This is a genomic window from Dryocola boscaweniae, from assembly GCF_025215095.1.
GTDB classification, from domain to species: Bacteria; Pseudomonadota; Gammaproteobacteria; order Enterobacterales; family Enterobacteriaceae; genus Dryocola; species Dryocola boscaweniae.
Genome location: NZ_JALHAP010000080.1, coordinates 57,457 through 71,853 on the forward strand (window position 1 = coordinate 57,457; position 14,397 = coordinate 71,853).

Genomic DNA, 14,397 nt, shown 5'->3' on the forward strand with positions numbered 1-14,397 from the left:
AAACGGCCCATCAGGGCCGTTTTCTTTAGCGGGTAAGAAAGGCTAAGGCGTAACGGCTTGCCAGCCGTCGCCGGGTTCAAACTCAGTCAGGGATTGTGCTTTTTTGGCCGACTCTTCTCCCAAATCAGCCTGGTAAACCCGATCGTGCTCATCTACGATGAACGTCGCTATGCCTGTCTCGCCGTAGGTTACAGGCCAGGCGACCAGGGCAAAACCGTCGGTCATTTTGCCGTTGTTAAGATACTGCTTTTCACCGCCTTCAGCATCAGCGCCCTGGGCTTTCAGAATACGGAAATGGTAGCCGTGGTATCCCATTCCCGGCTGTGCCGGGCTAAACGCCGGCCCGAGCGGGCTGGGAGCCTCACCTGGTCTTGCAGGCCAGTAAAGGCCATCTTTTTTACCCTCGCTGCTAATAAATTTCTGCGCGTAAGCCTGGTTTAGCTGGAAATAATCTTGCTGCGCCTGGACATAGGCATGAGCTGCTTCAATAGCCGCCAGCTCGTTGCGACCGATGGTGCGCGTGAGGATTTCATCCGCCGCTCCTTGCATATTGAAATGCCAGCCTTTGTCAGTTTTCACCATCGGCAACGGCAACTGCCAGTCTTCTTTGCCGACGTTGAGATGCGCCACGTTGTCTTGCTGTTCAACGTGATGTCTCACGTCCCAGTCGCGCAAGAATCGGGCAACGGCTGCGGGATCTGCGCCTTCTGGCGGCAGAAGGTCTCTCCAGTTATCGCCTAACAGCGAGGTGAGCGCAGCATCATCCTGCCGTTTGATGGCTTCAAACAGGGCCGTTGAAGCCTGCTCGGGGGAAGTAAATATCTGCTGTGCCTGGGCAAAAAAAGGCATCATCAGCAGGGGAATAATGCTCAACGCCATGTATTTTTTCATCATTATCTTCCTTATTAGCGGCGGCGAATTTCGCGGTGTTCTGCAGCGTGCTCGTGCACGGCTGCCCGATGTTGGCCATGTGCAGATGAAAGCTGGCGACTCTGCTGACCACGCTGATGTTGCGCCTGCCAGGAAGGAGAGCGGCTGTCGTTGCCGCTTAATGCGTTACTTCGGAATGAAGCGACATGCTGCTGACGCTGCTGCGGTGTGGCATGACTCACGTGATTTTTTACCGCATCGCGATGCGGCTGTTGCGTGGGATGCTTCACCTGATTGTGGGCGGTTTCCCGGCGCGCCGTATGATTCGAGGAATCGTAACCGCGATAGTTATTGCGCTGCGCTATCTGATTAAGCTGTCTGGAACCCGACTGGCGTTGAACGTCGCGCGAAATGCTGGAAAGGCTTTTTCCTTGAGGATTCATCCCGGTGCTGTGCTGAAGCTGCTGCATCGCAGCCTGGCGCTGACTGTCCCGGTTAGCCGGCGCATGCTGAGCCGCGCTTAAGCCGCCTGCAACATTGGTTTGGTGAAAACGCTGAGCCACCGCTTCATTCTGGTAAGGCACGCCGCCACGGAAAGCCGGGTTATGTTGCCAGACGACCGGCCCGCCATTATCGCTTAAATGACCGCCGGTTATCCTGTTGTAATTATTGACGTTAAGGTTGATGTTATTGCCGCTGTTGTAGTTGTCATCGTGGTGGTGATGGTGGTAATCATCGTCGTCATGCCAGTCGATGCTGCTGAACAGCGCATAGGTCGTAGCCACGCCCAGGCTGTAGCCAAAGCCGCGCACCAGACTGTCGGTAAACTGCTGCCCCGGAGGCGGCGGCAAGTAGACGGGTGGATAGCTCGTATTCGGCCAGGTGCCGTATACCGTCGAAGGATTGTAATTCGGTACATACACCATTTGTGGATTGGTTGGCTCAATGGTTATCACCTGTGGAGCCGGAGCATTGGTCGAGCTGTTTGCCGACGCGCTGTTATTTTTTGGCGCGGCGGTATTCACATTTGTCGTTTGGTTCACCACTACGGGCGTTGTAGAAATTTTCTGCTCTGGCGTCGATTTTAACGCTCCGGTTTGCTGTGCAAGCGCCCGCAGTTTCTGTACCGAATCCATGACATCTTTGGGCTGCGCCAGAAACGCATCGCCCAAATTTTGCACCCACTGCGGATTTTCACCCATCAGCGCCATCAGTTGCGGAAACGCCACCAGCGACTTCACGCTTGCATCCCAGGGCTGATTCGCCGCAGCCTGGATGGCGGCATCACCCTGTAGCGTCGGATTATCCTGCGACCATTGCACCGCCTGAAGCACATTGGCGGGATAGGTTGAGGCCATTAATACCTGAGATAACAACGCGTCGGGATAAAGCGCAATCGGCGCGACCCACTGATCCAGTTGCGCCGTGGTATAAGCTGGCGCGGCTGGCGTTGGCGCCTCATTTGACGCAGGCGTGACGACAGTTTGCGTTGTGTTTACAGGGGCGGGCGTCACGGTTTCGGGAACGCGGCTTTTCACATACAGCAAGCCAGAGGCGGCGAGAAGGCCAGCGCTACAAAGCAAGGTTAAAACTTGTGGCTTGAAAGGCAACTTCATTTTTATTTCTCCCGATCGTGGCCGTGGCAGAGATCAGTAGGCGAACAGCGTTTGGCTGATGGCATAAGTATGGTGGCGAGTGAGTATATGCTGCTGGTTTTTTATTTTTTGACTTAAACAGGGATCGTTATTTGGACAGGGAACGCGCTTTGTAAGAAAGCGCCCTTTGTGACGCCGATTGAAATTTCAGCATGGGCATTTGTCTTTTATGCGGTACTCCATCAACAATCGTTCACACTTACCTGACCTGGACATCCTCCCCGGAGAATAATAATGAAGCCTGCAATATTGGTGGTGGATGACGATCTGGCTATCTGCGATGTGCTGCGCGATACCCTTAATGAGCATGTTTTTGACGTGCTGGTCTGTCATACCGGAAACGAGGCTTTAACCGCCATCGCTGAGCAATCTGCGGTTGCGCTGGTGCTGCTTGATATGATGCTGCCGGATATCAACGGGCTGCAGGTGCTGCAGCAGATCCAACGGCTGCGCCCTGAACTCCCAGTCGTTATGTTGACTGGTCTCGGCAGTGAGTCCGATGTTGTCGTAGGGCTGGAGATGGGAGCGGACGATTACATCGCCAAACCTTTTAATCCACGCGTGGTGGTCGCTCGTGTTAAAGCCGTGCTACGACGCACAGGGGCGCTGGCTGTAGAAATGGTCACCACGAAAACCAGCGGATTACATTTCAACAGTTGGCGGTTAGACACCGATCGTTGTCAGTTATTTAATGCGCAGCATGAGCGGGTCGATCTCACGCAAGGGGAATATGGTCTTCTGCTGGCGCTGATGCAAAACGCTCGCAAAGTCTTATCACGGGAAAGATTACTGGAGCTTACCCACAGTGAAAGCCTGGAAATCTTCGACAGAACGATAGACGTGCTTATTATGCGGCTGCGCAGAAAAATAGAGGTTAACCCACATCAGCCAGTATTAATTCGAACTATTCGTGGCGTGGGCTATGTATTTTCTGCTGATGTGATTCAGGCTGAAAATAATGCAGCCTGAATTATTTAAAAAATAAATGGGTGCTTAAGACTTCCCTTAACGCTTCACAAGTTGGGCGGAGTAAACCCCGCCCGTTGAGCGTTAGCTTACAAGTTCACAGGCTAACTTAGCCGCCACCTCCTGCGTGTCATTCCTTATTTTCACTTCGCAAAGATTACGACGTGTTAATAAGGTTAGCGCTACTAACGTTACGCAAACAATTAATAAACACACGACACCAGATCTTGTAGGCTTCATGCCTTTTACTCCTTGCCTTTCGGCGAGCAAGAGGCTAGTCTCAACTTGTTCGGAGTTGAGGGATAGCCTCGGGTTAACGTAATAGTTGCCCGGGGCTTTCTTGCTCTTAGGCTTAAGAGACTCTCCCTCACTTATGCTCAGGACAGAAAGCCCTAAGCACCCGCTGAGTAGTTTACCGAGGTTTTAAATATTTGGAATAAAATTGGCAATGTAATTCACCCAAGGGAAGTTACATTTATCTGGAATGTGTGCCGCAAATATTTTAAATAGTCGCTTTGCTTATTTCACTATTGTCATTAATAAATATCTTTAATTCTGCCAACGGTTTTGCACCATCAATTGCGTTAGCGCACAATAAATTAGCGTGAGCACAAGCATGGGCTAATTTCAGGCTGTCTACCAGCGACCATTTTTCATGGCATCCATATAAAACGCCGGCGCAAAACGCATCGCCTGCCCCTACGCTTCCGATGATTTCTTCAGGCGCTAAACGAAACGATGGCACCCATATGCCTTCGCCATTCGTTTCTACGCCCCAGGCGCCTTCCGGGCAGTGAATGACCACACGCTGGCGCACGCCAGACTCAAGCAACAGATTCGCAGCCTGAGCAATATTTTCTACATGCGGCGATCCATCCGACAGACGAATATCCAGCCCGCTAAATTCACCGGCCTCCAGTTCGTTAATCACCAGATAATCCAGCCAGCGTAGGGCAGGGAGCACCATCGGGCGATAGCGTGGGTCGCCCTGTCTTGAAACTAAATCGAGCGAGGTTTCGTACCCCTGTTGGGACATCTGCGCCAGCAGCCTTGCGCTGCGCGTACCGTATTCCGCATCTTCCATATCAAGGCTGTCGAGCAGCAGCAAATAACCGAGATGGAAAATTTTAAATGACGCTTCAAGGCGATCAAAAGCGGGCAAATCGAGCAGGCGATTAGCCCCTGGCGAATGGAAGAAAGTGCGCTGTCCGCTGGGATCGGTCATCACCTGCGACATCGACGTGGGCGCAAAGTTGGTGCGGTGAACGTGCTGGCGATTCACATGATACTGATCGAGCATCGCCATAATATAGTCGCCATCGTTATCGTCGCCGACCAGCCCTACCGCCTGTAAGGGCAGGCCGACATGCATTTTCGCAAGCGTCAGCAGCACATTCAGCGGCGCGCCGCCCGTTGAACGTTCGCTGTGTACGATTTCTGCCAGCCACCCGCGCTGCGGCCATTGCACGATTTGATGCACATGGTCGACCAGCATATTTCCGGCGGCAATAATTCCGCTGCGCTCTGTCATAGCAACTCCTTAGGCTTTACCCGAACTGCCAAAAATCCGCATCTGCTCGGCCACAACATCCGTAATAGCTTCTTCAATGCCCAGCAACAGCTCGGCAAACTCGTCATAAATCGCGTGGCGCTGATTCATGCGCTTCTCGACCGCGCCAAGCGCCGCCTGCGACATACCGGTATAGAAATTTATCTTGTGAATGCCGAGCGTTATCGCTTTACGAAAATCCTCATCGCTGATGCCGGAACCGCCATGCAGTACCAGCGGTATACCCGTTTGCTGACGGATGGCGGCCAGACGGTCAAAATCAAGCTTTGGTTCACCTTTGTATTTACCGTGAGCGTTGCCAATGGCGACGGCCAGCGTGTCAATGCCGGTCCTGTCGACAAAATCACGGGCGACGGCAGGATCGGTGAATTTATTGCTATCGGCTTCGCCGTACAGCGCGCCGCCTTCATCGCCGCCAACCGCGCCCAATTCCGCTTCTACGGAAACGCCTACCGCGTGGCACATCTTCACCACTTCGCGGGTCTGACGAATATTCTCTTCATATTCAAGTGTAGAACCATCAAACATTACCGAGCTAAAACCGAGGCGTAAGGCGCGAACTACCGCTTCAAAATGCAGGCCGTGATCGAGATTGAGCACCACCGGAATATCGTGCCGGGCCGCTTCGAATTTGACGGCTTCGACTAATGAATCCAGCGACACATATTTAAAATGTACTTCGGCGATGTTGATGATAAAAGGCGATTTTTCTTGCTTTGCCGCGGCAAATAGCGCGCGCAGAAAATGGCTGTCGAGCACGTTAAAAGCACCCAGCGCGTAGCCGTTTGCGCGTGCGTGGGCCAGTCCGTCTGCAAGTGATATCAAAGCCATAATGATTCCCCCGGTGTTGGGAAAGAAAAGAGATGGGCCAATTAAAAGCGTTGGCGATATTCATTGCACAGCAGCATTCGCGTCGGTTCGTCTTCAATGATGCTGTTAAAACGTTCAAGCGGCTTCAGGAACCGGTTGTCGCGATCATCGTCGTTAACCATCGACACTTCGCCGACCAGCACGTCGCCGTATCCAGGTTCGCCCCAAAAACTGTGATAGACGCCGGGCACCAGACAGATGCTTTCTCCTGGCGACAAGCGTAGCTGGCTACCTGCCGCGTGAGTCTGGCGGCAGCCGTCAATGGTTACCGTCACGTCGCTCTCTTCGGGCTGTTCAAACTGGTCTGAATTCCACAGCTCGACGATCAAATTGCCGCCGCCGCGATTAATAATGTCTTCTTGTTTCCGCCAGTGAAAATGCATCGGCGTGAGCTGCCCTTCGCGAACATGCATGATTTTCTCGGCGTAGCATTTGGAATAAGGCGCGCCGTCCGGCGAACCGTTACGCAAGGTGAACAGCGTCAGTCCCTGGGCAAGAAAATCGTTGCCGCCAAACGCCGTCACGTCCCAGCCCAGCTTTAGATCGAATACTTCCTGCCAGATGTCTTTATCTATTTGTTGCCATTTCGTCAGATCGTAAGAGGCGAAGGGAGGCAGATGAACGTCATGCTGCATAAAAAAATGGCGAGTCTGGGACAGGATTTGGTTCACTTCGGAGCGTTTCATGTTGTCTCCTCATCCATACTCTCTTTTCGTCGGGCGGAAAAGCGAGCGCCTTCCACCTTTATTACAGGTGGCGCGTTGCTTATCCGCCCTACAATTTGCAGAGCGCTTGCGTTATTTCACCGTCCAGCCTTTATAGGTGCCGATATTATTTTTATCGATCATCGTCACCGGAATCAGCACCGGCTCTTTAGGCGCAGGTTTGCCTTGCAGAATGTCGTAACCAATCTCTACCGCTTTCGCCGCCATCACCTGCGGGTCTTGCGCAGGCGTTGCCACGAACAGCGTATTCCCGCCGCGCTTCAGGGCTTCTTCCGCATCCGGGCTGCCATCCACGCCAACGATAAAGAATTCGTTGCGTTGAGCCTGTTTCGCCGCCAAATCGGCGCCGATCGCCGTTGGATCGTTGATGGCGAATACTCCGTCGATCTTAGGATTGGCGGCCAGCAGCGAAGTCATTACTTCCAGGCCGCCTTCACGGCTGCCTTTGGCGTTCTGATTAGAAGAAAGGATCTTGATATCCGGATGCTTTTTAAACTCGGTCAAGCAGCCTTCAACACGGTTCTGCACGGCGGATACCGGCGGTCCGTTGATGATGACCACGTTGCCTTTCTCTTTTAAGCGATCTGAAATGTACTTACAGGCCATTTCGCCTGCCTGGGTGTTGTTTGAGGTGATCGTCGCATCTGCGCCTTCCGCCGCCACGTCCACCGCTACAACCACGATCCCGGCATCTTTAGCGCGTTTCACCGCCGGGCCGATCCCTTTGGAATCCGCGGCGTTAAGAATGATCATATCCACTTTCGCGGCGATAAAGTTATCAATCTGCGAGACCTGCTGGCCCAGATCGTAACCGCTGGACACCAGGGTTACTTTCACGTTGTCACCCGCAAGCTTACGGGCTTCAAGCTCGGCCCCTTTGGTAATCTGCACGAAGAACGGGTTGGCAAGATCGCCCACCGTCACCCCGATGGATTTCAGTTCTTTCGCCTGAGCAAAGGGCGCCCCGGCAATCATGGCTCCCGCGAGCAACGCGGTCACTATTGGCTTCAAACGCATGGAATATCTCCTGTGTAGGGTGTTTTTTGTTATGCACTTTGATGGTGACGGGTACGGTATTTATCTATCAGCACCGCAATGATGATCACCGCCCCTTTGATCACCAGTTGCCAGAAATACGAGACGCCCATTAGCGTCATGCCATTGTTAAGCGTGGCGATAATCAGCGCGCCAACCAGCGTGCCGGTAATGGTGCCGATGCCGCCTACAAAGCTGGTGCCGCCGAGGATGACCGCCGCGATAGCGTCCAGCTCATAGCCCATGCCGAGGTTGCCGTTGGCGCTGTACAGCCTTGAGGCGCTCATCACGCCGCCAAGTCCGGAAAGCAGGCCGCTCATGCCATAAACGAACAGCAGAACCATCCAGACTTTGATGCCCGTCAGACGCGCCGCCTGCATATTGCCGCCAACCGCGTAGATATGGACGCCAAGCGTGGTGCGTCTGAGGATGAACCAGCACACCACTATCACCGCCAGCGCAATCACCACAAGCCAGGGAATCGGGCCCAGATACGAGTTGCCGATCCACTCAAAGTTGATATTGGAGTTAATCACCGTGGTGCCGTCCGCCAGCAGATAAGCCGCGCCGCGCAGGGCGGTATAGGTGCCAAGCGTTACGATAAACGGCGGTAATCCCGCCCAGGCCACCAGCATGCCGTTAAACAGCCCAAGCCCGGTGCCCATCATCAGCGCGGCAGGAATTGACAGCGATTCCCAGCCCGGCATCAGCGAAACGACCATCGCCGTCACCGCCGTGGTGCCAAGAATTGAACCAACGGAAAGGTCGATACCGCCGGTCAAAATAATGAACGTCATTCCGGCTGCGAGAACGATATTGATCGACGACTGGCGAGCAATGTTCAGCAGGTTTGACTCAGTGAAAAAATTAGGCGCGACAAAGCCGAAAACGGCGACGATCAGCACCAGAATCGGCAAAATCCCTACCGTTTGCATTAAATCGCCAAACAGCGCTTTTTTCAGCGAGGCGGATTTTGCAACCTGCTGCGGGGTGTCGGCAACAGGCGCGCCTTTGCGCGGATCAATCGTATTAGCCATGGTTAACCACCTTCTTGTGGGCATCTTCTACGCCGGTTGCCAGCGTCATAATGCTTTCTTGTGTGATGTCCGTACCGTGCAACTCGCCTGCGATGCTGCCTTCACGCATGACATAAACCCGGTCGCTCATGCCGACCACTTCCGGGAGCTCGCTTGAGATCATCAGGATCGCCACGCCCTGTTTCGCCATCTGGCTCATGATCCGGTAGATCTCGCTTTTGGCGCCGACGTCCACGCCGCGGGTGGGTTCATCAAGGATCAAAATACGCGGGCCGATTGCTACCCAGCGTGAGATCAGCAGTTTTTGCTGATTCCCGCCGGATAAACCTCCGGCACGCACCTGCGCATGAGGCACGCGAATATTCAGCAGGCTGATGGCATCGTCGGAAATGGTTTGCGCCTTTTTGCGATCCAGCCAGCCGTAATGTGCGTCGCGTTCCAGCGTCGCCATGGTGATGTTGTCCTGCGCCGCAAGCTCCAGAAACAAACCCTGCTCTTTGCGGTTTTCGGTAAGAAAGCCAATGCCGTAACGAATGGCTTCACGCGGTGAATGGATGTTGACCGGATTCCCATCGATTTCTATCGTCCCGCCTGTCGCTTTGCGCACGCCAAAAATAAGCTGTGCGAGTTCGGAACGCCCCGCGCCGACTAATCCGGCAAGACCGACAATTTCTCCGGAACGTACCTGTAAACTCACCGGTTGCACTTTGCCGCCGTCCGTCAGGTGATGAACGTTCAGCCGCGTATTGCCCAGCGGAATATCACGTTCTTTATTGAACAGATCGCTTAGCGGACGGCCCACCATCATGCGCACCAGCTCATTGGCGTTAAGGTTTTCGCGGGTCAGGCTGCCGACGTACTGCCCGTCGCGCAGCACGCTCACCCGGTCTGATAGTTCATACACTTCCGCCATGCGATGGCTGATGTAGATGATCGCCATGCCTTCGTCGCGCAGGCGCATAATCAGCTCGAACAGACGGTGCGTTTCGCGGGAAGAAAGCGCCGCGGTGGGTTCATCCATGACTAAAATGCGGCTGTTGCGGTGTAGCGCACGGGCAATCTCAACCTGCTGCTGTTCGGCGATGGTCAGCTTCATGACCAGATCGCTGGCCTTAAACTGCGCCCCAAGACGATTAATGACCGTTTGGGCCTGCATCACCATTTCTTTGCGCTGCACAAGGCCCGCGCGTGAAAGCTCGCTGCCGAGGAAAATGTTCTCTGCCACGGTGAGGTTAGGGGCGAGCTGCATCTCCTGGTAAATCAGCGTGATACCGGCGCTTAAAGCATCTTTTGGCCCCTTGATGCTGTAAGGCTGGCCATCAATCAGGATCTCCCCGCTGGTGGCGGTATAGGCGCCTGCGAGGATTTTCATCAGGGTACTTTTCCCGGCGCCGTTTTCCCCCATCAGCGCGTGAATTTCGCCGGGGAACACCGTTAAGTCGACGCCTTTAAGCGCATAAAATTTGCCAAAAGACTTGGCAATATTGCGCATCTCAAGAATAGGCACTTTACTCATGGCGCGGCTCCTGCGGGTGAAAAAGCGAGTGATGCCAGTCAAACACCCGTCGGTAAACACAAAATGTCAGAAGCCGTTCATATTTGTCATATTCGTGAATAGTTAACCGTCGTCACATTACCGTGATGGATTGATTTCCCTGCTGCGGCGATGCAACTAGAAATGTAGTGTGGATAAACAACGCGCCATCCACCGCTCATTCGTCAGAAGACGGATGACGCTTGCGCTTATCCGCCTTACACGCTGGAACTGGAGCCAACATGCCGCAACCCCGCACACCTTTCTTAGCCAGCGCCCGTGGCCGTCTGCTGTTTTTCAACCTGCTGGTGGTGGCGGTGACGTTGATGGTCTGTGGCGTGGCGGTACTGGGGTTTGAACACGCCAGTCGCTTGCAGGAGCAGGTGCAGGGGCAAACGCTCAGCGACATGTCCGGCAGCATGGAGCTGGCACGGGACACGGCGAATGTGGCTACTGCCGCCGTGCGGTTGACGCAGGTTGTCGGCGCGCTTGAGTACCAGAGCGAGGCGGCACGCCTGAAGCAAACGCAACTGGAGCTGCAAAATTCACTGAATCATCTGGCAAACGCTCCGCTTGCAAGCCATGAGCCGCAGTTGGTCAAGCGCATAACCGATCGCAGTAATGAACTGGAAAGCAGCGTCACGCGCATGCTGGAGCTGGGCCACCGTCGCCACCTTGAGCGTAACGAACTGTTAAGCGCGCTCTATCAGAACCAAAGCTATCTGCACCATATCCAGGACATCAATGCCCGCGACGGATTGAACGTTCCGGATAGCGCGCTGCTGGCTGAAATGGACAGGCTTATCCTGATTGCCATCCAAACGCCCTCGCCAAAGGCGACCGTGGTTCAGCTTACCAACGTCATGGCAAAACTGCCGACTCATGCTGACTCGCCGTTGATTGCGGAAATATTGCAGGAATTCAGCGCGCATTTGCGGCAATTGCTGCCGCTTTCTCAGCGGCTTGATAACAGCGATTTGGGCATTGCCTGGTTTATGTATCACATCAAAGCGCTGGTGGCTTTTCTTAATGAGGACATCAACCTTTACGTGCAGAAAGTGGCGCAGGAATCGCTTAATCGCACCGAACAAAGCCACAAAGACCTGCAATCCATCATCTTCTTTATCGGCCTGTTTGCTTTGCTGGCGCTGGTGATAACCGGCTTTGCAGGCTGGTATATCTACAAAAATCTTGGTTCGAATCTGACGGCTATTTCTCAGGCTATGACGCGGCTGGCCAGAGGCGAACGGGATGTTAGCGTGCCCGCGTTGCAAAGAAGGGACGAACTTGGTGAACTGGCGCGCGCATTCAACGTTTTTGCACGCAATACCGCTTCTCTGGAACACACCTCGAAATTGCTGAAAGAAAAAAGCACACAGTTGGAAACCACCTTCCACGCCATGCGCGACGGCTTTGCGCTGTTCGATAATGAGGGATTTTTGGTGGTGTGGAATCCTCAGTATCCGCTGCTGCTGGGTTTAGCGCCGGAAAAGCTGCAGCGCGGGCAACATTACCTTGGCCTGCTCAAACAGGTCACGCCGCTGCAGGAGCATATTCTGGAAAACCTTTCGCGGCTGCGTCCATTGCCGCAAGAGCTGCGGCTTGCGGATAATCGCACCATTGAGCTGCGTTTCAGCCCGGTGCCGGGGCGAGGCATGGTTAACGTGGTGCTTGAGCGCAGCGAACGCAAAGCGCTTGAGGAGGCGCTGGTACATAGCCAGAAGATGAAAGCGGTGGGACAATTAACCGGCGGGCTTGCTCATGATTTTAACAACCTGCTCGCGGTCATCATCGGCAGCCTTGAACTGGTTCCGGCGGATTCGCCGGATGCGACGCGCATCAACCGCTCGCTGAAAGCCGCCGAGCGTGGCGCGCAGCTCACCCAGCGGCTGTTGGCATTTTCGCGCAAACAGTCGCTCCATCCACACGCCGTGGCGATGAAAAGCCTGCTGGATAATCTCGACCCGCTAATCCGCCACTCTTTGCCCGCCACGCTCACGCTTGAGATTGAAGCGCAGCAGCCCGCCTGGCCTGCGTGGATCGATGTCAATCAGCTAGAAAACGCCATTATCAATCTGGTGATGAACGCCCGCGACGCGATGGACGGGCAGACCGGCTGCATAAAAATTCGTACCTGGAACCAGCGGGTGGTCCGCGCCAGCGGAGGCAGACAGGATATGGTCGCGCTGGAAGTGATCGACACTGGACACGGCATGTCGCCGGAAATAAAGGCGCAGGTGTTTGAGCCGTTCTTTACCACCAAACAGACCGGCAGCGGCAGCGGGCTGGGCCTGTCGATGGTGTATGGGTTTGTGCGCCAGTCCGGCGGACGCGTGCAGATTGAAAGCGCGCCGGGACAGGGAACGCTGGTACGCCTGCAGCTTCCCCGCGCTTCGGCGCAGGCGGTGAGCGAACCGCCGCCGCAGTTGCTTGCCGCGAACGACAATGAGGATCGGCTGGTGCTGGTGCTGGAAGATGAACAGGATGTGCGTCAGACCTTATGTGAACAACTGCATCAGTTGGGGTATCTGACGCTGGAAACCAGCGACAGCCAGCAGGCGCTGCAACTGTTGGCCGACGTGCCGGACATCAGCATCGTCGTCAGCGACTTAATGCTGCCGGGAAGCAGGAGCGGGGCGGAAGTGTTGCAGCACGCTCGCGAGCATTATCCTCATCTCACTTTGCTGCTGATTAGCGGCCAGGATTTGCGTCGCAGCGGGCAGCAACTGCCGGAAGTGGAACTGCTTCGTAAGCCGTTTAATCAGGTACAGTTGGCTCATGCATTGCGCCGCGCATGGCAGTCCCGAACGATAGAATAACGCTATTCGTACTCTGAATAACAAAACGAAAAAAGGTCAACGACAAACAATTGACTCGGTGCGAGGAAGTGGACATTAATAGAAAGCCCCTTCCGGTTAACCAGGAGGAAGCGGGTGGGATTTGGAATGCACCTTAAGCCGCCTCATTTATTACTATGCACCTCATTAATTATCCTGTAGCAAGGACTTAGCCCCTCTGCAAAGAGGGGCTGACTTGTGTTTAGTTTGGGAATCCTCCGCTGTCGTCGGTTTCGCGCCTTTCATACGCTACAGCTCGTCCCCCCAGAGACTGGCTTATGAACCGATACTCCACCGCGCTGCTGTTTAGCACGCTTATGATGACAACGCTCGCTCGTGCTGATGCGCTCGATGGTCTGTTTGATAATTCTATCGTCGGCTCAATTTCCCAGGCGATTAACGACGCCTACAACCCAAACGACAGCCGCAATAATGACGATGACGATCGCCGCTGGGACGATGAAGACAGGCAGCAAAGCTCAGACGCGCGGCAGCGCTATGAAGACCGCCGTCGCCAGCTCGAAGACAGACGTCGTCAGCTCGACGAACAGCAGCGTCAACTGGATGAACAGCGTCGCCAGCTCGAAGATGACGAACGTCGTCTGGACGATGAATATCGGTAGTTATTATATTTGCGAGATGTGTTGTGAAGTTTCAATAGCCACCGGGAGCGGTTGATTAATCATGGTATGTTCAGGGCACGCTGGAGGATGGCGCTTGCGCTTATCCACCGTACATTTGTGTAGGTCGGATAAGCGGCAGCGCCATCCGACATTTTGCAAGGAAGCAGAACATGCCGAACTATCGCCGTTCTTACGTTCCGGGTGGAACCTGGTTTTTCACCATTAACCTTTTCGATCGCTATAGCGATTTACTCACTCGTCATCTCACCGAATTGAGATGGGCTATCCAAAAAGTAAAGCTACGCTACCCCTTTGAGATCGACGCATGGGTGATTTTACCCGATCATATGCACTGCATCTGGACGCTTCCGGCAGGGGACAGCAATTATTCCGCCCGCTGGCGGGAAATAAAAAAATCTTTTACTAAATCGCTAACTTATGCGACGCGCCCTGTCTGGCAAAAACGCTTTTGGGAGCACTGTATTAGGGAGGAACAGGATTACGCAGCGCGCATGAATTACGTCTATATCAACCCCCTGAAGCACGGATTAGTCGATAAAGTCAGCGACTGGCCTTTCTCGTCGTTTCATCGGGATGTTAAGCGAGGGCTTTATCCGGCGGATTGGGCAGGGGAGTCAGGAGATTTAAATACGGGCGAACGCAGATGATGTGGTG

The 14,397-nt window shown here is 54.2% G+C and carries 13 protein-coding genes; 4 read left to right on the plus strand and 9 right to left on the minus strand.

What is annotated here, in order from left to right; genetic code table 11:
* Positions 1 to 42 precede the first annotated feature (42 nt).
* Both MUA00_RS14265 and MUA00_RS14270 read right to left on the minus strand, forming a co-directional pair.
* Positions 43 to 891: a DUF2950 domain-containing protein gene (locus tag MUA00_RS14265; RefSeq protein ID WP_271123950.1), complete on the minus strand. Its 849-nt coding sequence runs from the start codon at positions 889 to 891 to the stop codon at positions 43 to 45.
* A 14-nt stretch (positions 892 to 905) separates the two neighbouring features.
* Positions 906 to 2,486, minus strand: a complete 1,581-nt coding sequence (locus MUA00_RS14270) for a DUF3300 domain-containing protein (protein ID WP_271123697.1) — start codon at positions 2,484 to 2,486, stop codon at positions 906 to 908.
* A gap of 273 nt (positions 2,487 to 2,759) precedes the next feature.
* Between MUA00_RS14270 and MUA00_RS14275 the strand changes: the two genes are divergently transcribed.
* Complete coding sequence (locus MUA00_RS14275) at positions 2,760 to 3,494, plus strand: response regulator transcription factor (RefSeq protein ID WP_271123698.1); 735 nt, start codon at positions 2,760 to 2,762, stop codon at positions 3,492 to 3,494.
* Between the two features lie 81 nt (positions 3,495 to 3,575).
* On the opposite strand, the gene MUA00_RS14280 is transcribed toward MUA00_RS14275, so the two are convergent.
* The 7 genes from MUA00_RS14280 to MUA00_RS14310 all read right to left on the minus strand — a co-directional run bounded on the left by MUA00_RS14280 (position 3,576) and on the right by MUA00_RS14310 (position 10,244).
* Positions 3,576 to 3,731 (minus strand): Hok/Gef family protein, encoded by a 156-nt coding sequence (locus MUA00_RS14280; protein ID WP_271123699.1) that lies wholly within the window; start codon positions 3,729 to 3,731, stop codon positions 3,576 to 3,578.
* Positions 3,732 to 3,993: 262 nt separating this feature from the next.
* Positions 3,994 to 5,022 carry a carbohydrate kinase family protein gene (locus MUA00_RS14285; protein WP_271123700.1) on the minus strand — a complete coding sequence of 343 codons (1,029 nt, stop codon included), beginning with the start codon at positions 5,020 to 5,022 and terminating at the stop codon, positions 3,994 to 3,996.
* 9 nt (positions 5,023 to 5,031) lie between these two features.
* Positions 5,032 to 5,892, minus strand: coding sequence for a ketose 1,6-bisphosphate aldolase (locus MUA00_RS14290; RefSeq protein ID WP_271123701.1), 861 nt, complete (start codon positions 5,890 to 5,892; stop codon positions 5,032 to 5,034).
* 41 nt (positions 5,893 to 5,933) lie between these two features.
* The gene (locus tag MUA00_RS14295) at positions 5,934 to 6,617 is read right to left on the minus strand and encodes a D-lyxose/D-mannose isomerase (protein ID WP_271123702.1); all 684 of its coding nucleotides are present in this window, start codon (positions 6,615 to 6,617) and stop codon (positions 5,934 to 5,936) included.
* A gap of 111 nt (positions 6,618 to 6,728) precedes the next feature.
* Positions 6,729 to 7,673, minus strand: coding sequence for an ABC transporter substrate-binding protein (locus MUA00_RS14300; RefSeq protein WP_271123703.1), 945 nt, complete (start codon positions 7,671 to 7,673; stop codon positions 6,729 to 6,731).
* A 29-nt stretch (positions 7,674 to 7,702) separates the two neighbouring features.
* Positions 7,703 to 8,728, minus strand: coding sequence for an ABC transporter permease subunit (locus tag MUA00_RS14305; protein WP_271123704.1), 1,026 nt, complete (start codon positions 8,726 to 8,728; stop codon positions 7,703 to 7,705).
* Positions 8,721 to 10,244 (minus strand): sugar ABC transporter ATP-binding protein, encoded by a 1,524-nt coding sequence (locus MUA00_RS14310; protein ID WP_271123705.1) that lies wholly within the window; start codon positions 10,242 to 10,244, stop codon positions 8,721 to 8,723. The genes MUA00_RS14305 and MUA00_RS14310 overlap by 8 nt, the downstream gene beginning before the upstream one ends.
* Before the next feature lie 260 nt (positions 10,245 to 10,504).
* Here MUA00_RS14310 and MUA00_RS14315 point away from each other — a divergent pair, with 260 nt between their 5' ends.
* The 3 genes from MUA00_RS14315 (at position 10,505) to MUA00_RS14325 (ending at position 14,390) form a co-directional block, all read left to right on the plus strand.
* Positions 10,505 to 13,081 (plus strand): ATP-binding protein, encoded by a 2,577-nt coding sequence (locus MUA00_RS14315; protein ID WP_271123706.1) that lies wholly within the window; start codon positions 10,505 to 10,507, stop codon positions 13,079 to 13,081.
* Positions 13,082 to 13,377: 296 nt separating this feature from the next.
* The gene (gene yjdP / locus MUA00_RS14320) at positions 13,378 to 13,722 is read left to right on the plus strand and encodes a DDRRRQL repeat protein YjdP (protein WP_271123707.1); all 345 of its coding nucleotides are present in this window, start codon (positions 13,378 to 13,380) and stop codon (positions 13,720 to 13,722) included.
* A 170-nt stretch (positions 13,723 to 13,892) separates the two neighbouring features.
* On the plus strand, positions 13,893 to 14,390 hold the full coding sequence (locus MUA00_RS14325; RefSeq protein WP_271123708.1) for an REP-associated tyrosine transposase: 498 nt from the start codon (positions 13,893 to 13,895) through the stop codon (positions 14,388 to 14,390).
* Positions 14,391 to 14,397 lie beyond the last annotated feature (7 nt).